The organism is Ferroplasma acidiphilum (assembly GCF_002078355.1).
Classification (GTDB): Archaea; Thermoplasmatota; Thermoplasmata; order Thermoplasmatales; family Thermoplasmataceae; genus Ferroplasma; species Ferroplasma acidiphilum.
Genome location: NZ_CP015363.1, coordinates 856594 through 882007 on the forward strand (window position 1 = coordinate 856594; position 25414 = coordinate 882007).

The window sequence follows — 25414 nt, forward strand, 5'->3', positions numbered from 1 at the left end:
ATATTTTATATATAACTATGCGATGTTTTGTTGCAGATGCATTATAAAGTATTGGAGTACGCATACTGTATAATTTTAAAAGGGGGGAAAATGGGAATACTGAAGAATATAAAGGAACATACCAAAAAAGAAGCTGTTAATAATTATTCTGTTTCCGATGTAAATAAGATTGTAACTTTATTGCTTAATGCTAATAGTGTTAAAATAAGAAATAAGCCTAAAATGGGTGAGCAGTGTGTGCCATCTGTAGATTTAATAACAGGCAAATTGGTATACCAGTGTACTGTAGATAAGAAATAAGTCTTTATAGTGATAATATTTGCTTTTTTATTCTCCGGGAAATTTACAAATACTAACTAGGAGGTTTTATTATGACCATCCTGCCCGAGAAGACAGAAAATATATAACAGAAGAACTAACTTTTCAAAACACAGACAATAAAGAAATTAAGGAAATCATCCTGGAAATTGATGAGTTTAGAGATAATCTAAGAATCTCGGATAAACACAATATAAACATCGGATATCTGCCGAAATATGAGGTAATAAAAAGATGAGAATCCAAAGGCGAGATTAGTCAAGATCTAATTAATAAGGTAAAAGATAATAAAATTTACCTATTGTGGATTATTTTAAATGAACCCTTGTCGCCAGGCGACCAACAGATACTATCTATGAAATATGTTAAACAACAGGGAAGACAGGGTAAAGGAAGAAAATTGGGCATCTTTTTGAATGAAAACATAAAGGATAAAATCATTTTTTACGATATGGAAACTATAACTATTGGTGCAAACTGGGCGGAGGGATTATCTGTTGAAAATTTTCCTATATTTGCTATAACCAAAAATAAAAAGATTTTGTTTTTTCTTCCACCACCTAAATCAAGTACCTATAAAAAGTCAGATAACATTATATTATTGCCAGATTATACAATCCATTTCCGTATAAATAAGGAATCCCATTTTTTTCAATATTCTATATCTCAAAATTTAAAAATAAATTACGATATCGATTATATTTATCATACTTATTTTATAGCGCCAGAGAAGGATGAGAAATATCTAATAATGTCATTACTGATGTTTATGTTATTATTCCCATTTACAGAACTATTATTTCTAATATTACATTTAAATAGTTTCTCATATTTATTTGATATACTGGAAGTAGAGGTAGTTCTTATTTTAACAACTAGCTTTGCGCAGCTAAGAACAAAATTCATCAACTATAGAATATGGACTGCAATATCAATAATATTGATGGGTATCTTATTTGTAACTGGCTTAGTATATTTATTATAATGTATCCATAATCCTTAACTCTGTAAATTTATAGGGATTATGGTTTAAGTTCCATGATTTAAGCAAATTCAACATCCTTTCCAGGTATTTTATCAAGTAGATGGTAAGAAAATAAGGATTTAACACTTATCTATTTGCGTTTCAAATTCAGTTCCCCAGAGGTTTATATTTCATCCATATCTTTTTTATATCATTTCAGTGTACACTATCCTCATTTTTTAGGGTCTTGTCCAATGAAGGTTATTGTGCATGTGACAATGTCGTAATTGGTATACTTCAGGAAATTATTTTATAGAATTTTAAATAATTATTCTGTAATGTTGTTATTATCTCAAAAGCCCGTAACAGGCTACTTTGATTATCTTTCTCTGTTGTAAATTGTCTAGGCAAATCTTCCGGTAATTCGTGTTTCGTTCCATATATTTTTATAATATCATTAAAATGTTCCTTATTAATCTTAAAATAATGAGCTGAAAAATTTCCTTCGTCTCTAATCTTAAAGAGTTCATCGGTTTCATTATTGGTTAAGAATCCTTTATCAATTATTTCTTTAATTCTTCTGTCCACTTTATTATATTTTTTATAACTAGTAATACCATCAATAGGATTTATTGAAATTAATCTGTTTAAATTATGATCATATACCGGTTCCATAGTTATAGAAGCATAAGTTGCTGCATCTATAGCACTTCTAACCATTACCATAGAAGAATCAAATTGGCCATATCTATATGATTCTATGGCCTGAATTAACGTTGTGGTTGTATCCTCGAATACAGTTAAAATAATGTCCGATTCAATGCTGGCAAAGTCGCAATTGTTAAAATATTTTATTAGCAATTCATCAGCTTCGAAATCTCTTTCCTTTCTGCCTATTTCTCCGCGAGTATTATTCAGGTATATTCCACTTTTTATTTGTTCTAAACAATTATAATATTTTGGCTTATCTTTCATATATGTGTATCGAGCGTAGATATTTATTAATATTTTAAATAGCGTAGGTTGCAATACAGAGGACTAATATAGAACGCACCAATAATATAGCATATTTATCAAGTATGTCTTTTTTCAATTTCTCTCATTTAATTGTTGCTGTTTGGTATATGTTCATTTCTCTGAATGTATTATAAAAGGTTATATCCTAACTCTTTTATCAATATCTCTGATTTCTATATTGTGTATGTTTGTATCCTCACATTACATATATTGTTATCCCGGTACTCAGAAGAAGCACACGTTCTTGTTATTTAATGATTGGATTCATTGATAACGCTAGAGTGTATATTTAGACAAAACGCTGTGGTGATTGTTAAAATAGAATATTATCGAATCAACAAGGGAAAGATTAAAAAAGGAAAAACATTTAATGTTTATAATAAGACAAGGGTGAATATGAAATGACAGAAAATAAAATTGAATCCGATTATCTATTGTCCAGGATTAATGAAATGTTTAAGATAGTAGATATCTCCAATAAAATAGTTAGCGCCAAGAATGAGGAAAAAGCAAAGCAGGTTCATGTGCTATGGGATTTTGATAGAGTTCCAATTGAAGATAAAGATGGCAATATTAAAGAGTATTATGACTCAAATGAGGATAAAATAGTACAAATTATACCGGCTGACCTGGTCTCAGAGTCTACTGGAATATTGAAAACTTTGAGCAGTCTTTATCCGAATAAGTTCTATTTTGTTTTAACAGGCAATAAAATAACACACATTGTTCATTATTCTGACCTTAATAACCCAATAGTTTTACCAGGAATTTATACTCTAATAGCTTACTGCGAAATAAAAATACGTGAGTATGCCAGAGAAAAGAATACATATGGCAATGCCGATAGCGATATTGAGAAACTCTTAACAGACATTAATACCAGAAGCTCTATTAAAATAAATATCAGCCGGGCGAAAAGCTATCTTATAAAGAAAATGCGCGCAAAAATTGAGACAAATTTACTCGATGAACTAGATTTTGATGATGAACTCATATTGTTTAGAGAACTTAGTTTAATGCTTAATGATGAACGGTTCAAAGAATTCAAAAAATGTGTGGTTCTTAGTGATAATACAATAAAGTCATATTATGCCCTCAGGAATGATATAATGCATTCCAACTATCAGATGATAGAAAAGCAAAGTCATGACATTGAAGAATTGGGTGCATTCATAAACGCTTGCCAGAAGCTCATATCTTACATAGAAAGTATATCTGACTGAAACAATATATACTCACAAAAATTATGATATGCCAAATAATTTATGGCTGGACATGACAAGGGCAAATAATTTAAAAGTTCCTTGCTGTTATTTTTAAACCGACATAGTAGTAATTATTCTGCAAGTGCAGGGAAAAATGGTAGAATAAGTGGTATAATTACTTATTCAGTAGAAGCAGAATATTAAAATTTGTTTAAATCAAGATTTTGGCATAAGGTAATAAATAGACAAATCACGTGTACTCTTTCCCTTCTAAATTGTATATATATGAATAGATGAGTTTTGCTCAACAAAATAAAAATTACAGTACAGATTACATAATTTGTGAATACTATATACAATTTTTTTTCTCGCAGTAGATTGGGGTATCCATCTCCAATTTTAAATAAAGGAGTCTATTAAATGGCCGACAACAAAGCCAGCAATCATGCCAGGTAGTACACCCTCTTCTTTGCCTATAGCATGACCAATGAGGCCACCAACGAATATTCCAACTATCTTTAAATTACTGTTACTCATAAAGTTGTATTTCATAGTAATATTTAAATATTTCTAATTATATAATTATTTTTTGAACAGATACAGATATAATTTATCCTTTACCCTTCTTTTTTCTATTGGATTTCTTTACTCCAATCCAAATCCTAAAGCTTATTAATTTGAGGATTGCTACTGGTGATGATAATTTATCTTGCTATTTTTTATGGTTTCTCTATCGTATGTTCTGAATGCGACTTTATAGCCATTTTTAATTGTTTAAAGTAGGTTTATAGTATCCATGTTTTATTGTTTTCATTAAGTATTTGTGATAGCTATTTATCATAATTGATAAACTATATGTTATAATATTTTTGGGCGTTTAACATATGTTATTAATTGCTTTCTAGAAACTTAAACTGCCAAACTCTAATGAAACTTAAAAAAATATTAAATAGCTTACTGGTATGATTTTATGATTATGATAAAGCGTGTGACGATAAAAAACTTTTAAGGGATAAGTTCTCTGAAATTTACACCTAAAAAATTTAATGTTCTCGTCGGTAGAAATAACACTGGAAAAACTTCTATTCTTGAAGCTATTTCTATCTGCATGAACCCATATTTAATATATAATTTATCCCGGAATAAATATCAAAATTCAATTATTAATTATTTAAGTGACAACTCTTCGATTAAGATTGATATTGAAAATAATAAGGTAAAGAAACTTAGTTTTCGAAAAGCAACTCCTGATCAAATTCTTAATCTGCTTAAAAACGATTTGAGCGAGTTATTCAATAAAAAAGATGAAGTATACATGGGTATTAATAAATATATTGCTATTGAAAAAATTATTAGAAATATTGATAAAAATAAAATTTATCAGGCCTCTCTTGATTCGATAATAGTTTTAGTTAACTATTCAGATCATCAAATAATTTTAGCCGGGGAATCATATGGGGATTTGCTTACATATTCCCTATCTAACTTATATGATAACTATATTTCTCAAAATGCAAAAGACCCAACAACGCATACCTCAAATGGAGATATACCAGAAAACGAATATATGATGAAACATGAATATATGATAACTATGCTAAGTTATCATCATGAATTATCCAGGAAGAATTCACTTATAAAATACAAAAAAGATAATGTAACATTTATTAAAAACGCATTAAACTCCACGGAACATATTAACTCAAATCAAAAACTTGCACCACAACTTGAGAATACAATTAAACATGATAATATTATATCAAATCTGAAAAGATTTAATTTTGACTCGCTCGTATTAGATACTGAAGATGGTGATAAGGAAATACCTATGGAATCTATGGGTGACGGATTTAAATCTCTTATCTATATTCTTGCAAAGTTATATGAAAATGAAAGTAACATAATTTTAATTGAAGAACCTGAAAACTACATGCATCCCGGGTATATAAGAGAACTAATTCATTATATTATTTCTCTGGCAAATAACAGTGAAATTCAACTATTTATTATCACACACAGCCAGGACTTTCTTTATATGTTAACATCCGATAGCGATTTATCTGAAAATGATATAGAATTTTTAAAAAAGGAGCTTTTAATTTTACAACTTTCCAGGTTTAAAGATAACATAATATTATCCAATTTAGATTACAATGATGCTATTTCTGATATGGAAGACCTGTTACTGGATTTACGGGGAATATAATTGAAGAAGCTTATAATGCTAGAAGGTGGCCATGATTATCAATTTATAAAATTTATAGTGAAAAATAAATACGGTGAAGGAGATATATCAACTTATAACCGTAAAGATGAAGATAAAAATCCAAATAAAACAGAGACTAATTTTTAAGAAACTTCATCCAAGATAATCAATATAATATTAGGAATCTTGCAATAAAAATTGAAGGTGGAAAGCAAAATCTGAAAAACTAATGGCAAAATCCCTACCGCTAATTGTTCCGGGAATAGAGCAATTACAGTTAATTTATTTAACTGACTTAGATCATAAAGAAGCATTTGATACGATTAATAAAATTAATGATGATTTTAAGCGCTTACTTTTAGGTATTATACAATATTTTTCCGAGACTTCAGTTTATGTTTTCATCAAATAAGAGACAATAACTTTTTGATTGATGCTCTGCCTTCCTTATGAGAAATACGATCAAAGGTTGAATTGTCTGCTATAATTCCTTGCTCCAGAAAGACAAGTAAGAAAGCTAATCTAGATATAATTGAAGACAACCAGTCAAATCTGGCAAACCGGCATGCGTCACTCTTAAGTAGAGCAATGACATCTCCGCAATCCTTGCTGAATTACTCCATTAAGTGTTCTCTATTCGGAGTAGTGTCATATGATAGGTCATAGAGTCTGTCCCATGCCACTTTTAATTTTAACAGAAGGAGCATTGAAATCTCCGGGACTATAACTTGAAACTCTGATTCAAAGGTATAGGAAATATTTTTTGTAATAGTCTCGTATTTTATTTCAGACAAATTTAGTAATTTATCAGTTCCATGGAATTGATCTTTATTTGGTAAAAAGTCAAGATAAATATCTCCAGAATCTAAACTCTTTAGATATAAAGTATTGCCGGCAGAATCTTTTCCTTTACTGTAATTCCGCTTTGAGTAAAGATGTTCTTTTAAATGATACTTGAAACAACCAGTAGCAATAAAATCTATATCGAGTGAATATTTCCATGGATTAAATGAGTGAACCGCCCATCCACCTATAAGAATGATACCGCCCGGCCTAAAAGTTTCGTAAGCAGTGCTCCAGCTGAATATATGCCTGAGTTCTTCGAATGAATCCCGGGCAAGAGTCGTATCTACACCTTCTTTATTTTCCATTTTTATTCACCAAATCTTTTGCAGCAATCCGACCATCCGTACCCAATCCTGCAAGATTCAGTGTGTTCTGACATACGTCAACACTTCTAATGCTTTTAAACGTAGTGGAAGATTTCATGATATGCCTATCTGGTACATACACATTCAAGTGACATCCATTAGCTTCCCTTTCTGAAAATGGTCTAATACCTTCTCTGTCCGATGGATTTCGCAGGTACATATATGCTGTATCCTTCCTCATTATGGATGAACCGTATGAAAATGCAGATGAATGTGCAGTGAAAGCATAATTAATTCCAAGCCTGTTTAAATTGAGAGCAAGCTCATTTATACACCGCGATGCTGTACTGAAATTAGTGGTTACAGTCTCCAGCAGCAGGCCTTCCATGGCCCTTTCCCACGAGACCAGATTGAAAAGCTTGTCCATGTCTTTAATTCTTAGACCGTGATCTGCAGTCACGATTCCAGAGTCTATAAGTTTATGAATTATATTATTTGTCCATCCATAGGAAACACCAGTTTTCTTAGAAACAGAAAGGATATTATCTAGCTTGTCCAACAATACTGAACAGACAATTTTCCATGTATTTTTTGAAGTGAGTGTTGACGGGTTTGGTTTTGAGTGTATATAATGAGCATTTATGACGTATTCGATTTTCACCGGAGAGAGGAATTCATACAGTTTTCGAGGAATAAGCAAAGTCTCTACACCAAGTCTGATGGCAAGTTCCTGGATGCTATACTTCAATGATTTCCCAGCGCAAACCAATCTTATTGTTTTCTTACCCACTAGTTGTTTATCTATTAAATGTGAAATGGCGTATATTTGGTAAATCGTGTTTTCATCTATTCTAGGCTTGAATTCAATAAGGGTCATAGTATCTCTGGACTCAATTGCTAAATCTATCCGGAATTCCCTTTCTCCAACACGTATTTGGTATTCCAATTCTATTTTTGCATCAGGCTGGATTCTAAGTTTCACAAGTATAAATTTATTGATCAGTTCGATATTTTTTCCGTCCTATTATCTGGATTTAGTGATAATTTATTAATGTCTCACTGATAACTATCAGTAAATAGTGATATCTTAAATAATTATCAGTGATAAAAATCCGGTGGCCCGCCTCATTAATTTAAGAAATTGTGAGTAAGAATATGTAAAGCTATTAAAATATTTCAAAAGTACACTATACTAGAGATTATTGTCAATTGAATTGACCTACAGATTAACCGTTTCGGGAATTTAATTCGCCGGGTTATAGATGAAAAATGTAAGGCCACTTATAATTTATATTTATTAAATGTTGTATATATCATTATTATGTAAAATTATAAATATGCATTATTATTAAGATATTATGAATAATTATATGTTACTGGATTCAACTACATACATCTCAAATGAAATCATGTCAAACAATTACTACGATATTAAAATAAATAACAAAGGTAATTTACTTACATTTGATTTTAAAAAGGAGAGCAGTAAATGGTTATATGGCGAATCGGATGTAGAAATGGGTATAACTGATAATAATTCATTAGCATATATATCAATTGAAATAAAGAACGGATTAACAACACAAGAATTAAAATTATTAAAAAAGGTAATAAAAAATGAAGATAATAAATATAATGTTCAGGATAGCGGCAGTATAAATACGATAAATTCTTTTTTAACTGTAGCATATGATTACCCTAATTTTAATGATAAACGTGATTACTATGCTATTAAAATAAATAACAAAGGTAATTTACTTACATTTGATTTTAAAAAGGAGAGCAGTAAATGGTTATATGGCGAATCGGATGTAGAAATGGGTATAACTGATAATAATTCATTAGCATATATATCAATTGAAATAAAGAACGGATTAACAACACAAGAATTAAAATTATTAAAAAAGGTAATAAAAAATGAAGAGATTAAATTTATCTATTAAAAAATATGAATCTTCTCTGTTAACTATTCCTGAAATAGATTTAGATGTGGAATATAAGATAGCTTCTGCGGATGTTGTATTGATCGGTGAAGGGTTAAATCTATCAAAACTATTTCTAAGCATTATAAACACAAAATCAAAACGGGACAAGCCTTATAACGGTATTATTTCAAATTCTATTAAAAATGAAGATTACAAATCCTCAAAATTTACTTTTAATAAACCGGCGTTTGCATTATTTAAAGATGATACTAATCTGGAAATAGAAGTATACGCAGAACCTGTGTATGTAAGATTTTCGGATAAACATTTAAATAGCTTTGGAGTCCCATTATTCAATATAACCGGTATTGGCGGTGTTAAATTTACTGAAATTAAGTGAACATGCAAAAAACCATAAAAATGATATAAATAATTATATTAAGAGTAAAAAATTTGATAAAAGGATAGAAACGAAAATATTAGATATGGTAAATAATGAAAATTTCAACTTCCTTTTGCAATATTTTAATGAAGACGAATTTATAAATCAATGTATAACAGAGAACCCGGACAATTATTATAATGAGATAAGCAGATACCATGCAATTTTAAAAATTAATGTAAACAATAAGACATTATACTTTAGCGTCGTTTTTGCCTTAATATCTGCAAAATCCGGATACTTTGAGATTATTACCATGTTTCCGGATAGAACTGGAGATAATAAGAAATATATAGAAATAAATGGTAATGATATATGCAAGTTTTTATAACGCTTTAAGGGCTTATAACAGAGAGTCTATGGACTATAGTCCTTGTTACGTTCAGGGATTTTTTAACATTTCCTTTAATTTATGTATAATGTTTATATATACTTATAATTAGTTTTCAATGAAATCCTTTAAGGTAAAAGTTAATCCAGAGGTCTTAAAATGGTCAATACAAACAATGAATATACCTGAAGATAAAATTATAGAAAGCGTACACATAAACAAAAATACACTTAATGAATGGCTTTATAAGTATGGTAGACCAATATATGTCCAATTACAGAAATTTTCTAAACTTTATATGTGTTCATAGTAGTGGTATTTACAGGCCAATATATCAGGATAGAATTTACAAATTTGCGTAGAAATTTATCGAAGAGAGTTCTAGATAAATTGATATAAAAGATCCAATGATATGGGGTGCATTTACGATGTTGTCTGTGAATTTTGACATATTCTGTTCTTTCCAGAGACAAATCAAAATCTAAAAAATGTTGATTATATGAAAATATAGATCTCTAAACTGGAACGTACGCAAATTACACAATACTAGTTTATAAATATATAAATCACTGTAACAGAAATACCCATAAGGGCATTACATTAATATCATCATGTTCTTCCTTATCGTATGTTACCATCAACGGTTCAACATTCTCGTATTTTTTTGTAAATAATTTTAATTGTTTCATTTCTCTATCTGTTTTTTTAATCTCAATAGCTTTTATTTTTTCCTCATGAACTTCAATAAAATCAACTTCATAATTATTCCTGTAGAAATAATCTGTTTTTATTTTCATCAACACCAGATTTTCCATAATATATGGGTAAAGATCGTTGAATTTATCTGATAATGCAAACACAATATTGGGTGTTATAGGATAGCATTTTTTTAATTTCCTCATAGTTATTGATATATTTTCCCTGTAATTGTAAATTATTCTTATTAAGAAACTGTACTCCAGATATTCAAAATAATTTGAAATTGTCCTCTGGTCCTTCCCAAGATTTTCTGAAATACTCCTGAAATTTAACATCATTCCCGGCTTATTTGCTATAACATTTATTAATGACCTTAACAGAGTTAAATCATTTACTTTGAACTCCTCTACAATATCCTTGTAAATTATCCTCTCTACCACAGTTTCTTTAATATATTTCCTTGCGTAGTCATCATCCCTGTTTAAAGCAAGCTCTGGAAAGGAACCGTATTTTGAATATATATCGAGCATTGGCATGATTTCATTTTTATACAGAATATAATTATGTTTTATTTCTTCTATATTGAAATTATTCATTTCCAGAAATTCTGGGAAACTTAACGGTTCTATATAGAAACTCATGATTCTCCCTGCCAGGCTTTCATTCGATCTTTTCCTGATTGAGATAGAAGCCGATCCTGATAATATAAATTTTATATCCGGGTATAGATCATAATATACTTTTATTTTATTCTCAAAATCTTTTAACTTCTGTACCTCATCCAGGAAGATGTATATTTTCTCACCAGTATTATTAAACAATTTATTAATAATATTATTCTGGTACACTTCCATTATATCATCCAGGTCATAATTCGTATCATCAAATGAGAAATACAATATATTTTTAGAATCAGTTTTATTTAACAATTCATCAATTAACTGGTACATTATTGTTGTTTTCCCCATACGCCTTAATCCGTACAGTAAAATCATTAATCTGTTTTCCATATATTTATTAATTTCATTATATATTTCTCTTTTAAAGTTTTTTAACAGTGCGGGCCTTACCCTGCCCGTTATCCACCAGTCATTGAATTTTTCAATATCTGATACATCCATATTTACATATTTTAATATGTTATATAAATTTATTACATCATAATGTCATTAAATCATCAAAATAATAACATTATTAAGTAATAAATAATGTACTAAAATGCCTTAATATTTTCGATCTATTGCAATATATAGAGACTGGAGTTGCCAAATATAACAGCTTGTGTGCAATAGCGAAAAACGCGATAATTTATTTATATGCATTCAGAGTCTACAAAAAATGGTTAATAAGACCTGAAGACATACAATAACTATTGAGATGGGGCGCTCGAATAATTTTATACGGACTATTCAATATACTTCACCGCGGAGGGTATAGAGGTGACAAAAAAATATATTTACATTGGCGAAAGCAGTGACTTAGGGTTATCAGAGGGGAGTCCCAGAGTTGTAATAATATCATTACTTATTACTGATAAATTCAATAATAGTGATACACATTATATAGAATTAATCGACAATAATAAATTCCCACAATACTGTATAGATTTATGAAAGAAAAAAGAATGGACCAGTGCAGGCTGGTACTTTCTCTGTGCACCTCAAGGTACACTTGACCAGTCTGTCTTACCTGTTAATAAACATTAATGAACCTGATATAAACTTAGCTGCAATTTTTAAGGTAATTTTTCAATTCATTATCTAACATATATCTATCACTATTGTCTAAACAATAAACCTCAATTTATATTTTAGAGTGCCTAAGTTCATAAACATTTTAGTATACTTTCAAGTAATATACTTTCAAGTATATGATATTCATTGATAGAATAAATGAATTAAAAGCGTTAAATGACAGGTATGACAGCGGCAAAGCAGAATTTATAGTAATTTATGGTAGGCGACGTGTTGGCAAAACTGAACTATTGAAACAATTTATGAACAATCATGATTGGATAATATTAACCATGTGGAATAATCGACAAAGATATAATTTAATAGGTTCTTTAAACTATTAAGTAATTTTGACGACTACGTTTTAAGCAAAAATTCACTGAATAATTTGTTCCTCTATTTAAATATTTATGTAATAAATCACTAAAAGAATAATTAGTATTTGTAATTGATGAATTTCAATATCTGGTAAAAACTGATAGTTCATTATTATCAAAATTGCAGGGTTACTGAAAAAATGCAAAAGTATTACCATTATTTTCTGGCACTGATTGTTTCAATAAAAATTAATACAATCAATCGATAACAATAGGAAAGCCATGGCAAAACACATTATGAAGGGATTTGACAGTTTATTACCCTATAAGTCCGCGCTTTCCATATTCAAGGGAGAAAAGTGGACCTACCCTGATTCTATCCAGCTCACTCTTGATAGTGCAGGTGGAAAAATTTCATCCGGGGAAATAATATCCACTGTAAATATCCCTGATAAAAATAAATCCGCAATGGATGGATATGCATTAAAATCAATAGATACTTTAAATGCTACACCGGCAAATCCTGTTAAACTGGCACTGAAAGGAACTATTGCAGCGGGGGATACTCCAGAAGAAATCGTAAAAGATGGGACATGCATGGAAATCTATACCGGTTCAATAATGCCTGAAGGCAGTGATGCTGTAGCAAGGGCAGAAAATTGTGAAGTAATTGGAAATTGTATCTATGTTTATTCTTCAGTAAATAAAGGAGAAAATGTTGCACCTGCTGGTGAGGATTTAAAAACAGGTGATACAATACTGGGTAAAAATAGTTTGATATATCCGCAGAACCTTGCGGCCCTGAAATCTATCGGAATTTCTAAGGTAAATGTCTATGGCAATATCTCAATTGGCGTTATAAATACAGGAAAGGAACTTATAAATAAACAGATAGAAAACTCAACCGGCATGCTTCTAAGGACATTTTATACCAGCAGCTTTACAGAAACAATAGATGGGGGCATAGTGGATGATGATGAAAAATCCATAGCTTTAGCTGTGCGTTCCATGATAGAAAAATGCAATATACTCATAGTCACAGGAGGGAGTAGCCTGGGAAGGAGGGATATGACCACCGATGCACTCTCTGGCGAAGGAAAAATGCTATTCTCGGGCGTATCCATAAAACCAGGAAGGACAATAGGATTATTTAACATAAAAAATAGGCCTGTATTATCAGTTTCCGGGCTTCCAGTTGCTGCCCTTCTATCCTCCATGATATTTGTAGATAGCTATATAAAAAATATATACAGGGTAGACTATATACATAGAGCCAGTTCGATACTGGATGAAAGCATACATAACAGGGCAGGGTTTACCACATTTCAGATTGCAAGAACATACGCAATAGATGGAGAATTGCATTCAATACCATTGAACACTAAAGTTTCAGGTAACCTTTCCGCCATTATTAAAGGCAATTCAATAATAAAAATAGATGAGAATCTGGAAGGTATTCCACAGGGTTCAAGGGTTAATATTTACATAATAGGTGATATAAAATGGGATTGATATTTCATGATCTGACAAAATTCCAGGATGCACTGGAGATAATAAAAAAGAATATGGTAGAATTAAAGGACGCAGAGGAAGTATCGCTTTACAATGCTACAGGAAGAATTTCGGCCGAAACCATATTCAGCAATAATAACCTTCCATTGTTTTCCAGATCGCAGGTTGATGGCTATGCTATTATAGCAAGTGACATAAAAGGAGCATCATACGACTCTCCTGTAAGCTTAAAACTTGCCGGTGAAACAAATATAGGTGAAAAGGCAGTGAAATTTCCAGGGAGTGGAAAATGCATCAAGGTTCCAACCGGTGGCGTAATACCGGTAGGTGCCGATGCCATGGTGCCCTTTGAAGATACAAAGCAGGAAGGGAATTCTATACAATTTTTCCATGAAGTGAACCGGTTCAACGAGCTTTCCAATGCTGGCATAGATGTGATTAAGGGAGAGAAGCTATTAGACAGCAATGTCATAATTGACCCCAGAAACATTGCAGTTCTTGCTTCCACTGGAATTGGCAAAATAAAAGTAAAAAGGAAACTAACTATTGGAATTGTGTCCACAGGAAATGAGCTGCTTTATCCAGGAACTCCATATAAAGAAGGAAAAATATTCGAGTCGAACAGCCTCTCCATTAAAGCTGAACTTTCTAAATACCCTGCTTTCAATGTAAATGATTATGGAATTATTGAAGATAATTATGATAAAATCAAAAATGCAATAGACGGGTCCATAGAGGAAAACGACGTTACACTTACCATTGGTAGCACTTCGGCAGGGGACCACGATATGGTATACAAGATACTGGGTGAGAAAACGCCTGGAATTATATTCCATGGAATAAGGGTAAAGCCTGGAAAACCTGCTATTTTTGCTATGTCCGGTGAAAAAATAATTTTTGGCCTTCCAGGATTTCCCGTTTCGTCTATGATGATACTTTATTCGCTGGTTATGCCGAACCTGTTCAGGAAAACAGGCTATGAATTTTCAGAGGTTGCAGTTGATGCAATAACAGGGCAGCGCTTTGAATTGCATCAGGGAAATACCGACCTATTACTCATAAAACTTGTAAAGCATGGTGAAACGTATAAAGCCTACCAGGTACCGGGAAACTCCGGCTCAATATCAAGAATAAGCAAGGCTACCGGCTATTCCATTATAGATTCAAGGACCTCTTTTATGGATATTAATTCAAAAATCAATGTTAAGCTATTTACAGGAAATATTCCATCCATATTGATATACGGGCAGTATCTCCCTGCAATGGAAAAACTTCCATCTTCGGTCTCTGGGCTCTCAACCTTTGTGGAGTCTGGATTCAATGAAATAAAGCGTTCCATGGAAAATGCAGATGCTGATGTTTACCTCTGGAACTATGAAGAGTTGCCAGATGATAAGAACTACGACTCATCAATAACCATAGAAATACCATATGGTATTGCATACACTGAAGAGAATTATAGTACAATGGCTATACCATACCGTGGATCGGGGCTTTATGAGAAATCTCTTGCCATTGCTGAAGGCGTGGACCTTACATATCTTGACAAGCCTGAAATAATATGTGATTACGTGAAGAACAGGCGCTGTGGTGCAGGAATTACCTATAGAGAATATGCGGAGCTCTACTCATTAAAATTCATTGAAAAGGGAAAAATAACGTTCCATGTCTATATCAATAAAAACAGCACTAAGTTTAATGAATTGAAAGAGGCCTTTAATTCAATTGCCGGTAAAACTAGATGATTGCCATAATATTTGCTAAAAACAGCCAGAGGCTTCAAAACAAGCACAATATGGAAATATGCGGCGAGAAAATGATAGATCGTATTTCCCGGATACTCTCTGAAACAGGGCGTTTTAGCAGTATAATACTATTCACAAAAAATTTTTCACTTAAATCAAAATTTGCAGTAACAGAAGAAGACAATACTGATGGCATACTATTTGATTCAATTCTCTATTGCATTGAAAGGTATCATGAATTCCTTGCAATAGGCGGGGATATGCCATATATAGATAAGGGAAGCATAGAGAACATCCTTGATAATTATAAAGGAAATAGTGTGGCGTATATGTCAGATAATTTTTATCAGCCCCTTTTTGCAATATACTCCACGGATGTGGAGCAGCCCATGTTAAAATATCGGAAGAACGGTAAGGGAAGCATAAGAAAATTCATGGATGAATACAGTGTGTCATATATAGAAGGTGATCAAGAAAAACTAAAGAGCATAAATACAGAGAAAGACCTTATAGAAGCGAGAAAAAATCTAAGGTGCCTTTAAGATAGAAATAATTTTATGAAACTCTTCCGGATATTTTATGGCTCTCCCTTCATAGGTTCTGTTTGTAGCTGTTATCGTATAATCATGCTTTATTGCAAGGTAATCTTCACTGCCCAGGACAAGAAATTTAATGGATTTGTCGAATGCCCTGAAACCCTCTATAATGAAAATATCAACATCATTTTCTTTTTCTATAATTTCATCAGGGCTGGTTTCTTTCTCAACCATGCTGTATGTTCTTGACGGTGCTAACCCGTAAATTCTGTAGGCTCCAGCATTCTCCATTTTCCATGTATCTTTATATTCAGTATCCAGTGAAATATTATCATGTGGAATGTTTTTGATATACCCTATTTTCATGCTTCCCGATAGTTCAGATATTATGTTAGAGATAATGGTAGTCTTTCCAGAAGATGATGATCCAAAAAAAGAGAAAATTTTCATATTTCCTTATTAATTAAAAATATAAAATTTTATCACAGGAATAAGTGGTATCCCAGTGCAAAATTAAGTGCCGCGGCAAATGTAAGGTACATTAACCAGGTTCCTGTTATAAGCTGGAACAATGCCTTTCCCCTTCCCCATGCTGGAGAATGGAAGAGGCTTGCGGGTATATCGTTCAGATATATTATTGCCAGCAATATAAACAGTATCATCACAGGGATATCATGGCCAAGGCCGAAAACCACTGCTCCAATTATGGAAATCCAGAGGAACCCAACTGCCATAAACCCATCCACTGTTGTATCTGCACCCTTATATTTATTATATCCCAGCGCAAACCAGTGTACACCATAAGATGTAAACGCAAGTCCAGCCATATACAGAATCGGTGTAGATCTGAACGCCGGAAATATTGTCAATCCCAGGAATATATATGTTCCCGCAATAAACTGCATAAATCCGGGCATAAATATTCCCCAGAGTCCCATTGCATGGTTTATATTGTCATTGTTCTCCTTTGGGAATCTGAAAAATCCAGCACCGCCAAACACGTAATAGCCTATTCCTAGGCCAAAGAATCCTATTGCCAGAGGTGGCAAAGCAGCATCCACTACCATACATCAAAACGCTTTCATTTAATATAAATATATTGATAACCACCTGACTACATTACGAACAAATACCAATTTATAATGTTTTATACATGTCTTCAGGAAAAATTTTTATTGATGGCATTCCTTTGAATATTAAGGGTGACGAAACAATATTGCGGGCAATGATGGATAACAATATAGATATACCACATGTCTGCTACAATCCTGCCCTGGGAGCCATAGAATCCTGCGATACTTGCATAGTCAATGCCGATGGCAAATATGTCCGTGCATGTACCACTCAAGCTAAAAACAATATGAATGTTCTTTTCAACTCTCCGGATGTAAAGGCCAGGGAAACAGAGGCTGTGAATAGAATATTACACAACCATGACCTTTACTGCACCGTGTGTGAAAATAACAATGGCGACTGTGCATTGCATAGCGCTGTTGATACCTTACAGGTAACAAGGCAGAAGTATCCCTTTACCAGCAAGGGATACGAAGCAGATTATTCCAATCCTTTTTACAGGTATGACCCGGACCAGTGCATTCTCTGCGGAAGGTGCGTGGAGGCATGCCAGGATGTGGAAGTCAATGAAACACTGCATATCGACTGGTCTCTGGAACGGCCAAGGGTTGTCTGGGATGACAACAAAGCCATAAACGATTCTTCGTGTGTATCATGCGGTCACTGTGTTACAGTATGCCCTGTAAATGCACTTATGGAAAAATCCATGCTTGAGGAAGCAGGGTATTTCACTTCCCTCACCAGGAAAGCAAAGTATAACCTCATAGAGTTTGGAAAAGACCTTGAAAAGCCTGTTGGAAATGGCATGATAATGAAAATTAGCAACATAGAGGCGAAAATGAGGGAGGAACAGATAAAGAAGACAAAAACAGTATGTACCTACTGTGGTGTTGGCTGTTCTTTCACCATGTGGACCAAGGGGAGAAAAATATTAAAAGTACAGCCAGAGGTTGAATCACCTGCAAACGGAATATCCACCTGTATTAAAGGCAAATTCGGATGGGGCTTTGTAAACAGCGAAGAAAGGCTTAAATATCCCTTAATCAGGAAGAATGGAAAATTTGTCCAGGCATCATGGGATGAAGCCATTGACTTTGCCGCTAAAGGCCTGAAAAAGGTAGGTGAAAAGTATGGCAATGAGTCATTGATGTTCATAGCGTCATCCAAAGGAACCAACGAAGAATCATACCTTCTCCAGAAAATGGCGAGGCAGATATTCCACAATAACAATGTGGACAACTCATCAAGATTCTGCCAGGCTCCAGCAACAACCGGTCTGTGGAGAACTGTTGGTTATGGTGGCGATGCAGGTTCGATACAGGATATATACAAATCAGAACTGGTTATGATAGTGGGTGCAAACACAGCAGAATCACATCCGGTACTTGCAACAAGGGTAAAGAGGGCACATAAATTAAACCACCAGAAACTCATAGTATCCGATTTAAGGAAAAATGAAATGGCTGAACGTGCGGATATATACCTTCACCCTTCACCGGGAACAGATATAGTACTCCTATCTGCACTCTCAAAATATATAATAGACCAGGGATGGCATGACAGAGAATTTATTGAGAAGAGGGTAAATGGCTTTGATGAGTATTATAAGAGTTTAGAGCCATTCACACTGGAAAATGCATCCAGCATAACAGGAATTCCTGAGAAGCAGATTATCCAAACTGCCGAAATGATACACAGTGTAAAGAGCATGTGCATACTGTGGGCAATGGGAATAACCCAGCATTCTGCAGGATCAGATGAATCAACAGCAATATCAAACCTTCTTGTTCTAACAGGAAATTACGGAAGGCCTGGCACCGGTGCGTATCCATTAAGAGGACACAACAACGTCCAGGGAGCAAGTGATTTTGGAGCAATGCCCACATACCTTCCGGGATACCAGCCAATAAAGGACAAAGAAGTAATAAAGAAGTTTGAAAAGGCATGGCATACTGAGTTGCCAACTAAACCCGGAATAGACAACGTATCATGCATTGAGAATATAGACAACGATAAAATCAAGGGAATGTATGTAGTAGGGCAGGAAATTGCATCAACAGGGCCCGATTCCAACAAGACCAGGGATTCCCTTGAAAGGCTTGATTTCCTGATAGTAGAGGATGTATTCTTCTCAGAAACCGCAAAATATGCTGATGTAGTATTGCCTGCATCTGTAAGTCTGGAAAAGGAAGGAACCTTCACCAACACAGAAAGGCGTATACAGAGAATATACCAGGTTATGGAACCCTATGAAGAAACAAGGCCTGACTGGGAAATCATCCAGGGAATTGCAAAATCCCTGGGTTATGACTGGAACTATAAACACCCATCCGAAATAATGGATGAGGCAGCATCATTGTCTCCTATGTTCCATGGAGTATCATACGAGAGGCTTGAGGGATTCAAGAGCCTGCAGTGGCCAATGAAAGAAAACGGCGAAGGGTCAGAGTACCTCTATGAAGACAGATTCAATTTCCCTGATGGAAAAGCCAGGCTTTATCCATTATCATACAGGCCGCCACTTAAAGTTTCAGAGGAATACCCGCTGCATCTTAACAATGGCAGGATGCTGGAGCATTTCCATGAGGGTAATGAAACATTCAAAACAGAAGGGATAAAGGAGAAGGTTCCTGACACATTCCTGGAAATATCTGAAAAACTTGCCGCTGAGTATAAAATACAAACCGGAGATTTCGTAAGGGTCACATCAAAGTGGGGCAGCATAAAGGTCAGAGCATTGATTACAGAAAGAGTGAGTGGCAATGAGCTTTACATGCCAATGAATGCTGCATCTGATGACGCAACTGTAAACCTGCTCACATCATACACAAGGGATCCAGATTCAGATACACCTGCCTATAAGGAACTGCCTGTGAAAATTGAAAAATTGAAGAAAAATGGCGGGAGCCCGCTTCCTGCAAACAATTCCAGGTACGGAAAGCCGGAACCACAGATTGGAATACTTGTCAGTGAGAAATGGAAGAGGAAAGATTACTCAAAGTTAACGGATGATTAAAATGTCGAAGCCTATAGAATATGTTGAAACGGAAGAAGATAAATTGCCTGCGATGATACCGGATGAGTACAAGGAAAGCTTCAATAATTTACTGAAAACTATTAAAAGTCTCAATGATTCTGGATTTTTAACCCTGGTAAATGCTATGTCTGTAAACTATAAGTACATAATAGACACATTTTCAGAACAGTTCAATTCTGACACGACCAAGAAATCACTAACCAATGTAATGAGTGTCTTTGACCTTCTTTCTAAGCTCGATCCGGATATGATGGTAAGCCTTATGAACAGGCTTGGAGATTCCATAAACAATGCAGGAAAGCCCGAATCCGGCGGTCTAATGTCTATTGTCAGAATGATGAATAGCAGTGATGTTGCAGGTCCAATATCTGTATTATTAAAAATCCTGGCAGGCATGTCTGAAAAGAAATGAGCGGATATATAAAGCGCAAGATTATTCATTCCGTGTCCGGTAGCCGGGAGCAAACATACGATAACGTTACCGTTGAGGAGCCACTGGAGATCAGAATATACCATGAAAATGAAACATACAATGTATCTGTAATTATGAGGACGCCAGTGGATGATTTTGCACTTGCTGCCGGGTTCCTATTCACAGAGGGAATAATAAAGCCAGAGAATATAATAGATATTAAATATTCCACGGATGCTGGCATATCTGAGAAGGATAATATAGTAATAGTCTCTGTTAATTCATTTCAAAAGCAGTTAATCGGAAACAGGAATTTTTATGTTAACTCCAGTTGCGGCGTCTGCGGAAAAACCAACATAAATGATATTTTCCTGAAAACCGGTCATCTGATTAGCCAGAGGAATAAATTACATTATAATCAGCTGTTGGAACTTCCTCAAATTATGAAAAATAATCAGGAAATATTTAAAAATACAGGTGGTGTGCATGCCGCTGCTATAATTGATTACTCCGGGAATATTTTATCAATGGGTGAGGATGTAGGCAGGCATAATGCAGTGGACAAAGCAATAGGGAAAATGGTCTTAAAAGGGATACACAGAAGCCCGGAAGCAGTATTGCAGGTAAGTGGCAGGGCGGGCTTTGAAATTGTCCAGAAGGCTGCTATGTATGGAATTCCTGTGGTCAGTTCAGTATCTGCACCATCTTCGCTCGCAGTAGAACTTGCAGATGAATTCAATATGACTCTAGTATCATTTGTAAGGGGAAGGAGTTTCAATATTTACACCCATCCTGAAAGGATAAGCATGAAATAAAAAATACAAGGTTGCGCGGTAAATGCATAGAATTATTATTATATAAAAATATTTTAGTTACTTTTGGATAATCTATTTGCATATTTGCCATTAATAGTTTTAAGTTACACAATTCGTATGAGGTTAAAACAGCTCTGACTTATTGCATGGAGCACATGAAATTAAAAAATGCATAACGCAGCCAGTGTGTAATAAACTTGTTATGCAGAACCGTTTTCTATACTTTTTTTATATGCATCCCAAAGTTGCCCTAAAATGATATTCCTAGATTTACTGTATAACCTAACAAGGATATACGCTGTAAATAGTCTAAATAGCTGTGAAAATGATTCAGGAGTATTTTTGAAAATTCTGAATATGTGCCCTGCCTTTTGTTTTACTCCGAAAATGTACATATCCATTTCAAGATACGTAATTGTTGAGTCAATTAAAGATAAAGTTTCTTCTGATGTAAACATATTCCTGAAGGATTTGAATTGATTTAATTTTGTATCTAAAAATTCCAGTTTGAGTTGTATAAATTTTTTAATATCGTCTGTTATAATTACACTTGTGCTATGGTGAAATCTATATTGTGTCAATCTTTCCTTTCCTTTTAAAGCAATTTTATGTGATTCTAATGCAGACAAGTACATAAAATCATCAGTATTAGAGGTAATTCTAATTAAGTTTTCAGTATTTATCACATTTTTCATTACAGATATTGAAGAAAGATTGAAAATTATATTATCGATTTTATTATCCCTAATAGGTTCACCATTTTCATTAATAGTAATGTGGTCATTGTGATAATACGCAATATTTTGTCCCTTAAATTTTTTATATATAAATTCTAATTTATTGTCAAAGAACATGTCATCATCATCTAAAAATGATATCACTTGACCCAATGAATTGGTAACTCCAGAGTACAGAAATTCGCCTATTGTGCCATTCATAAATATGCTTTTGATATGGTTTTTATTAATGAAATCATCTACTAAATCATCATTAAAATTTTTAACAACAATTATCTCATAATATTCCTTATCCAGAGTTTGGTTTACTGCACTTTTTATTGCGTTTAATAAATATTTCCTCCGACTATGTGCAGTAATTATTACACTAATATATGGTAATCCAGCCATTAAACTCGAATAACTTTTGGATATAAAAATATATTTCGATTGTGCCCAGAATTTTGTGTAAATATAAACATCCATATTCTTAATAATTAGTATACATATTATCTATACTCATTATCGTTATGTAATAAATACTTGCAAATTTCCTTGGTAATTCTCCATATTCTATCTGTTTAACAATATATTTCACTTTTTATTGTCTAACCAAGCCTTTTCTTTAATTCGGTTTTCCATATCATAGTATTTACATAGATACTCAATTTAACATACGATATAAAACTTTACAACTTTTATATTTCATAACATTTTTTATAATAATCAAGCATTTTTTCTTTAAAAAGTTGAAAAGAAAATTGAGGTACAATTTTATCGGCTTTTGAGATCATTTTATCTTTGTTTTCTAAAGCATTATTAATTCCACTGATTAAAGATTGCATTTCAAGAGGATTTATATATTCTACTGCATCTTTACCAATTTCATGAAAAACCTCTATGTCTGAGGCCACAATTGGGATTCCCGTCGCAAATCCCTCAACAATAGGAAGCCCTAATCCTTCTTCTATAGACGGCATCAATAAGACGTCACAGGCATTATAAATTTTGTTGAGGTTCTCATTTGAGACATTTTGAAATGTTATGCTATTACCAATAGGTGTACCAACCCTAACAAGTGAAAATCTGTCAGGAAGAATTTTCATTGCTTTTTCTATTAAAGCAAGATTTTTTCTCGTGGCATTGTTAGACACCGATAACAATAATATCCTATTATCAGGTAATCCCAGTTCCTTTCTAATTTCATGTTTATGTTGCAGTTTTTCGAAATAGGGTGATACAGGAAGATATATAGTTTTAATATTCCCTGTAAAGCCATACTCTCGCAAGGATTTTCCGACATAATTTGAGTTTGTGAGGACATTTTCAAATTCCTTATATCTATCCATATTCCTTTTCAGAAATCTATTTTTAATTAAAACTATATTATACTTTATCAACTTTTTAAAATTTTTTTCAGTTGATGTGTAACTGGAGTAAATACCCGATTGCAAAAACGTATACGGGTTATCATGTACTGTCACAATCTGAACTTTTTTAGTTTTAACAGGTGATATTGTTTGATTTGCATAGTGTAAAATATCATAATCTTTATCATCAAGTTCCTGTCTGAGGAATAATCCTCCTAAACAACTATCTACTCCTATCTGAAATTCGCGTTTCATTAAATTAATTCCATTAAATTCATTATATGCATCAAGTACTGAAACATTTTTATTATCAACTTTGCAAAGATTTCTAGAATAGAGCCAGATGGAGCTGAATTTTTGTGATGAATTTATGACCTTAACTTTCATTATCAGCTCACAATTAACGTAATAAAAATTAATTTAATAAGTTTTTTCTAAAACCTATGTAAAATATAAATCGATAGTCGTACCGACACGTTCGATAGTCGCAGGATGCTACTATGACACAATATTTATTTTTGCAAAGTTTTGCTATATGTAATTTTGAATGAAGTCACATTTCCCTCATTTTTTCTCAATATGATTTATTAAATGACGAATGTGCAATATTTAAATAGTTCAACTAGATAATAACTCTTTGAATGTACTTTCAATTTCTAGCAAAATTTTTGAGCAGTAAAAGTCTTCCGCTCTTCTACTTACATTTTTCTTCATTATCTCCATTTTATCGGTATTTTGGACTAAATATTTTATTTTGTCCTCGAATTTTGAGGCATCATGTAATAGAAAACCATCAACAGAATCGGTAATTAATTCTTCGGTAGCCGGAATTTTAAAAGATAACGGTATAGCTCCATAGGACATCGCTTCCAGTAATGCAATGCTAAATCCTTCATACATGGATGGAAAAATGAATATATCGCTTATCTGGTAAAGATATAAAAGCAGATCTTTGTCAACATATCCCAGGTTAATTACATTTTTTGCCCTGTTCTCATCCTTATAACCTGCAGTAAATAGGATTACATCATCAAAATTAGAAACGGCATTCTTTGCTATTCCCAGTCCTTTTCTCTCGGGATCTATACCTGTCCATAAACAGACAGTTTTATACTCACTCTTCATTTCTGCAATTCTTAGTTTATCAGTTTCTGATATATTTATTGTATCCATTTTATTAATGCACGTAGGGATATAATTAATGCTATTTCTACCTGTGTATTCGGAAAAGTATGTCTTAATATGCTTTGAAACTGCTATAATCTTATTTGCCCTTTTACATGCAAATATTTCCATATAGCCCAGGAACACTCCTGTAATATAAGAAATAATTGATCTAAATTTAAAATTTTTTATATTCACCATAGTATTTTCTAACATGCTTCCGTGGAGGGTCATTACCGTTTTCATATTATTTATCAAAGGAATCAAAAATCCATTGTCGCCATTAATGTGTATCAAGTCAAATTCATTTCTATGCTTTTTAACATAGAAGTACAATCTAATATTATAAATAGATTTCCTCAGAAATTTACCGGTGTATAATTCAATAATATTATCATGTTTCATAGTTTTATTAGTTGAACTGCATATAATAGTAATCTTGTTGTTTTCCCTTAAAAAATTTGTAATTTTGACAATATAAGATTCAACACCTCCCGAATTTGATTGATATGGATTTAAAAAACTAACTTCCAGAATCCTCATTAACGTTCACATCCACATATACAGGACTAATAATAATATTACTATTTATGTATCAGTTATTTCATGATATTTCCAATCCCTGTTTATTGTTATATAGATATCGCGGACGTCATTTTAGCTATAATCACTGTAATATCCCAAAAATTTAGATGAATGCTAAAATGTGTTTCTTCCAGATTATG

General features: G+C 32.9%; 24 protein-coding genes. 14 read left to right on the forward strand and 10 right to left on the reverse strand.

All coding sequences use genetic code 11. From position 1 onward, the window contains the following. Positions 1-90: 90 nt before the first annotated feature. Together fad_RS04360 and fad_RS04370 are read left to right on the forward strand one after the other, a co-directional pair. Positions 91-300 carry a hypothetical protein gene (locus fad_RS04360; RefSeq protein ID WP_155951113.1) on the forward strand — a complete coding sequence of 70 codons (210 nt, stop codon included), beginning with the start codon at positions 91-93 and terminating at the stop codon, positions 298-300. 373 nt (positions 301-673) lie between these two features. Then, positions 674-1303 carry a hypothetical protein gene (locus fad_RS04370; RefSeq protein WP_155951114.1) on the forward strand — a complete coding sequence of 210 codons (630 nt, stop codon included), beginning with the start codon at positions 674-676 and terminating at the stop codon, positions 1301-1303. Positions 1304-1579: 276 nt separating this feature from the next. Here fad_RS04370 and fad_RS04375 read toward each other — a convergent pair whose 3' ends face one another. Then, positions 1580-2257, reverse strand: coding sequence for a DUF4145 domain-containing protein (locus fad_RS04375; RefSeq protein WP_081142121.1), 678 nt, complete (start codon positions 2255-2257; stop codon positions 1580-1582). A gap of 443 nt (positions 2258-2700) precedes the next feature. Between fad_RS04375 and fad_RS04380 the strand changes: the two genes are divergently transcribed. Then, the gene (locus fad_RS04380) at positions 2701-3522 is read left to right on the forward strand and encodes a hypothetical protein (protein WP_081142123.1); all 822 of its coding nucleotides are present in this window, start codon (positions 2701-2703) and stop codon (positions 3520-3522) included. Positions 3523-3903: 381 nt separating this feature from the next. On the opposite strand, the gene fad_RS09265 is transcribed toward fad_RS04380, so the two are convergent. Further along, complete coding sequence (locus tag fad_RS09265; RefSeq protein WP_155951115.1) at positions 3904-4041, reverse strand: hypothetical protein; 138 nt, start codon at positions 4039-4041, stop codon at positions 3904-3906. 484 nt (positions 4042-4525) lie between these two features. Between fad_RS09265 and fad_RS04385 the strand changes: the two genes are divergently transcribed. Beyond that, positions 4526-5710, forward strand: coding sequence for an ATP-binding protein (locus tag fad_RS04385; protein WP_257788221.1), 1185 nt, complete (start codon positions 4526-4528; stop codon positions 5708-5710). A 614-nt stretch (positions 5711-6324) separates the two neighbouring features. Here the strand turns inward: fad_RS04385 and fad_RS04395 are convergent. After that, the gene (locus fad_RS04395; protein ID WP_081142129.1) at positions 6325-6861 is read right to left on the reverse strand and encodes a hypothetical protein; all 537 of its coding nucleotides are present in this window, start codon (positions 6859-6861) and stop codon (positions 6325-6327) included. Continuing rightward, the gene (locus fad_RS04400; protein ID WP_081142131.1) at positions 6851-7843 is read right to left on the reverse strand and encodes a hypothetical protein; all 993 of its coding nucleotides are present in this window, start codon (positions 7841-7843) and stop codon (positions 6851-6853) included. The genes fad_RS04395 and fad_RS04400 overlap by 11 nt, the downstream gene beginning before the upstream one ends. Before the next feature lie 376 nt (positions 7844-8219). On the opposite strand from fad_RS04400, the gene fad_RS04405 reads away from it, so the two are divergent. The 3 genes from fad_RS04405 to fad_RS04415 all read left to right on the forward strand — a co-directional run bounded on the left by fad_RS04405 (position 8220) and on the right by fad_RS04415 (position 9559). Continuing rightward, positions 8220-8804: a hypothetical protein gene (locus fad_RS04405; RefSeq protein WP_081142133.1), complete on the forward strand. Its 585-nt coding sequence runs from the start codon at positions 8220-8222 to the stop codon at positions 8802-8804. Continuing rightward, complete coding sequence (locus tag fad_RS04410) at positions 8779-9186, forward strand: hypothetical protein (protein WP_081142135.1); 408 nt, start codon at positions 8779-8781, stop codon at positions 9184-9186. Before fad_RS04405 ends, fad_RS04410 begins: the two co-directional genes overlap by 26 nt. 85 nt (positions 9187-9271) lie before the next feature. After that, entirely contained in the window at positions 9272-9559 is a 288-nt protein-coding gene (locus tag fad_RS04415; protein WP_155951117.1) for a hypothetical protein, read from the forward strand. A gap of 566 nt (positions 9560-10125) precedes the next feature. On the opposite strand, the gene fad_RS04425 is transcribed toward fad_RS04415, so the two are convergent. Then, on the reverse strand, positions 10126-11379 hold the full coding sequence (locus fad_RS04425) for an ATP-binding protein (RefSeq protein ID WP_081142141.1): 1254 nt from the start codon (positions 11377-11379) through the stop codon (positions 10126-10128). A 749-nt stretch (positions 11380-12128) separates the two neighbouring features. On the opposite strand from fad_RS04425, the gene fad_RS04430 reads away from it, so the two are divergent. The 4 genes from fad_RS04430 (at position 12129) to mobA (ending at position 16107) form a co-directional block, all read left to right on the forward strand. Further along, complete coding sequence (locus fad_RS04430) at positions 12129-12335, forward strand: ATP-binding protein (protein WP_081142143.1); 207 nt, start codon at positions 12129-12131, stop codon at positions 12333-12335. Between the two features lie 255 nt (positions 12336-12590). Further along, positions 12591-13820, forward strand: coding sequence for a molybdopterin molybdotransferase MoeA (locus tag fad_RS04435; protein ID WP_081142145.1), 1230 nt, complete (start codon positions 12591-12593; stop codon positions 13818-13820). Next, on the forward strand, positions 13811-15565 hold the full coding sequence (locus fad_RS04440; RefSeq protein WP_081142147.1) for a molybdopterin molybdotransferase MoeA: 1755 nt from the start codon (positions 13811-13813) through the stop codon (positions 15563-15565). Before fad_RS04435 ends, fad_RS04440 begins: the two co-directional genes overlap by 10 nt. Then, complete coding sequence (mobA, locus tag fad_RS04445; RefSeq protein ID WP_081142149.1) at positions 15562-16107, forward strand: molybdenum cofactor guanylyltransferase; 546 nt, start codon at positions 15562-15564, stop codon at positions 16105-16107. The genes fad_RS04440 and mobA overlap by 4 nt, the downstream gene beginning before the upstream one ends. Here the strand turns inward: mobA and fad_RS04450 are convergent. Continuing rightward, positions 16093-16551 (reverse strand): molybdopterin-guanine dinucleotide biosynthesis protein B, encoded by a 459-nt coding sequence (locus fad_RS04450; protein WP_081142151.1) that lies wholly within the window; start codon positions 16549-16551, stop codon positions 16093-16095. The two genes, mobA and fad_RS04450, sit on opposite strands and share 15 nt — an antisense overlap. Positions 16552-16583: 32 nt before the next feature. Further along, complete coding sequence (locus fad_RS04455; RefSeq protein ID WP_081142153.1) at positions 16584-17168, reverse strand: hypothetical protein; 585 nt, start codon at positions 17166-17168, stop codon at positions 16584-16586. An 86-nt stretch (positions 17169-17254) separates the two neighbouring features. On the opposite strand from fad_RS04455, the gene fdhF reads away from it, so the two are divergent. Genes fdhF through fdhD form a run of 3 tightly spaced genes read left to right on the forward strand, consistent with a single transcriptional unit; the run spans position 17255 to position 21439 of the window. Further along, a complete protein-coding gene (gene fdhF / locus fad_RS04460; protein ID WP_081142155.1) occupies positions 17255-20191 on the forward strand; it encodes a formate dehydrogenase subunit alpha in 2937 nt (978 codons plus the stop codon). 1 nt (position 20192) lies between these two features. Continuing rightward, on the forward strand, positions 20193-20624 hold the full coding sequence (locus tag fad_RS04465) for a DUF1641 domain-containing protein (protein ID WP_155951118.1): 432 nt from the start codon (positions 20193-20195) through the stop codon (positions 20622-20624). After that, positions 20621-21439, forward strand: a complete 819-nt coding sequence (gene fdhD / locus fad_RS04470; protein ID WP_081142159.1) for a formate dehydrogenase accessory sulfurtransferase FdhD — start codon at positions 20621-20623, stop codon at positions 21437-21439. The genes fad_RS04465 and fdhD overlap by 4 nt, the downstream gene beginning before the upstream one ends. 200 nt (positions 21440-21639) lie before the next feature. Here the strand turns inward: fdhD and fad_RS04475 are convergent, their stop codons facing one another. From fad_RS04475 to fad_RS04485, 3 genes are all read right to left on the reverse strand, one after another. Next, positions 21640-22566 (reverse strand): glycosyltransferase, encoded by a 927-nt coding sequence (locus fad_RS04475; protein ID WP_081142161.1) that lies wholly within the window; start codon positions 22564-22566, stop codon positions 21640-21642. Between the two features lie 287 nt (positions 22567-22853). Continuing rightward, on the reverse strand, positions 22854-23912 hold the full coding sequence (locus fad_RS04480) for a glycosyltransferase (RefSeq protein WP_081142163.1): 1059 nt from the start codon (positions 23910-23912) through the stop codon (positions 22854-22856). 231 nt (positions 23913-24143) lie between these two features. Further along, on the reverse strand, positions 24144-25232 hold the full coding sequence (locus tag fad_RS04485; RefSeq protein ID WP_081142165.1) for a glycosyltransferase family 4 protein: 1089 nt from the start codon (positions 25230-25232) through the stop codon (positions 24144-24146). Positions 25233-25414 lie beyond the last annotated feature (182 nt).

Coding starts and splice junctions, on each gene's coding strand:
- fad_RS04360 (WP_155951113.1), top strand. CDS start 91: ATGGGAATACTGAAGAATATAAAGGAACATACCAAAAAAGAAGCTGTT.
- fad_RS04370 (WP_155951114.1), top strand. CDS start 674: ATGAAATATGTTAAACAACAGGGAAGACAGGGTAAAGGAAGAAAATTG.
- fad_RS04375 (WP_081142121.1), bottom strand. CDS start 2,257: ATGAAAGATAAGCCAAAATATTATAATTGTTTAGAACAAATAAAAAGT.
- fad_RS04380 (WP_081142123.1), top strand. CDS start 2,701: ATGACAGAAAATAAAATTGAATCCGATTATCTATTGTCCAGGATTAAT.
- fad_RS09265 (WP_155951115.1), bottom strand. CDS start 4,041: ATGAGTAACAGTAATTTAAAGATAGTTGGAATATTCGTTGGTGGCCTC.
- fad_RS04395 (WP_081142129.1), bottom strand. CDS start 6,861: ATGGAAAATAAAGAAGGTGTAGATACGACTCTTGCCCGGGATTCATTC.
- fad_RS04405 (WP_081142133.1), top strand. CDS start 8,220: ATGAATAATTATATGTTACTGGATTCAACTACATACATCTCAAATGAA.
- fad_RS04410 (WP_081142135.1), top strand. CDS start 8,779: ATGAAGAGATTAAATTTATCTATTAAAAAATATGAATCTTCTCTGTTA.
- fad_RS04415 (WP_155951117.1), top strand. CDS start 9,272: ATGGTAAATAATGAAAATTTCAACTTCCTTTTGCAATATTTTAATGAA.
- fad_RS04425 (WP_081142141.1), bottom strand. CDS start 11,379: ATGGATGTATCAGATATTGAAAAATTCAATGACTGGTGGATAACGGGC.
- fad_RS04430 (WP_081142143.1), top strand. CDS start 12,129: ATGATATTCATTGATAGAATAAATGAATTAAAAGCGTTAAATGACAGG.
- fad_RS04435 (WP_081142145.1), top strand. CDS start 12,591: ATGGCAAAACACATTATGAAGGGATTTGACAGTTTATTACCCTATAAG.
- fad_RS04440 (WP_081142147.1), top strand. CDS start 13,811: ATGGGATTGATATTTCATGATCTGACAAAATTCCAGGATGCACTGGAG.
- mobA (WP_081142149.1), top strand. CDS start 15,562: ATGATTGCCATAATATTTGCTAAAAACAGCCAGAGGCTTCAAAACAAG.
- fad_RS04450 (WP_081142151.1), bottom strand. CDS start 16,551: ATGAAAATTTTCTCTTTTTTTGGATCATCATCTTCTGGAAAGACTACC.
- fad_RS04455 (WP_081142153.1), bottom strand. CDS start 17,168: ATGGTAGTGGATGCTGCTTTGCCACCTCTGGCAATAGGATTCTTTGGC.
- fdhF (WP_081142155.1), top strand. CDS start 17,255: ATGTCTTCAGGAAAAATTTTTATTGATGGCATTCCTTTGAATATTAAG.
- fad_RS04465 (WP_155951118.1), top strand. CDS start 20,193: ATGTCGAAGCCTATAGAATATGTTGAAACGGAAGAAGATAAATTGCCT.
- fdhD (WP_081142159.1), top strand. CDS start 20,621: ATGAGCGGATATATAAAGCGCAAGATTATTCATTCCGTGTCCGGTAGC.
- fad_RS04475 (WP_081142161.1), bottom strand. CDS start 22,566: ATGGCTGGATTACCATATATTAGTGTAATAATTACTGCACATAGTCGG.
- fad_RS04480 (WP_081142163.1), bottom strand. CDS start 23,912: ATGAAAGTTAAGGTCATAAATTCATCACAAAAATTCAGCTCCATCTGG.
- fad_RS04485 (WP_081142165.1), bottom strand. CDS start 25,232: ATGAGGATTCTGGAAGTTAGTTTTTTAAATCCATATCAATCAAATTCG.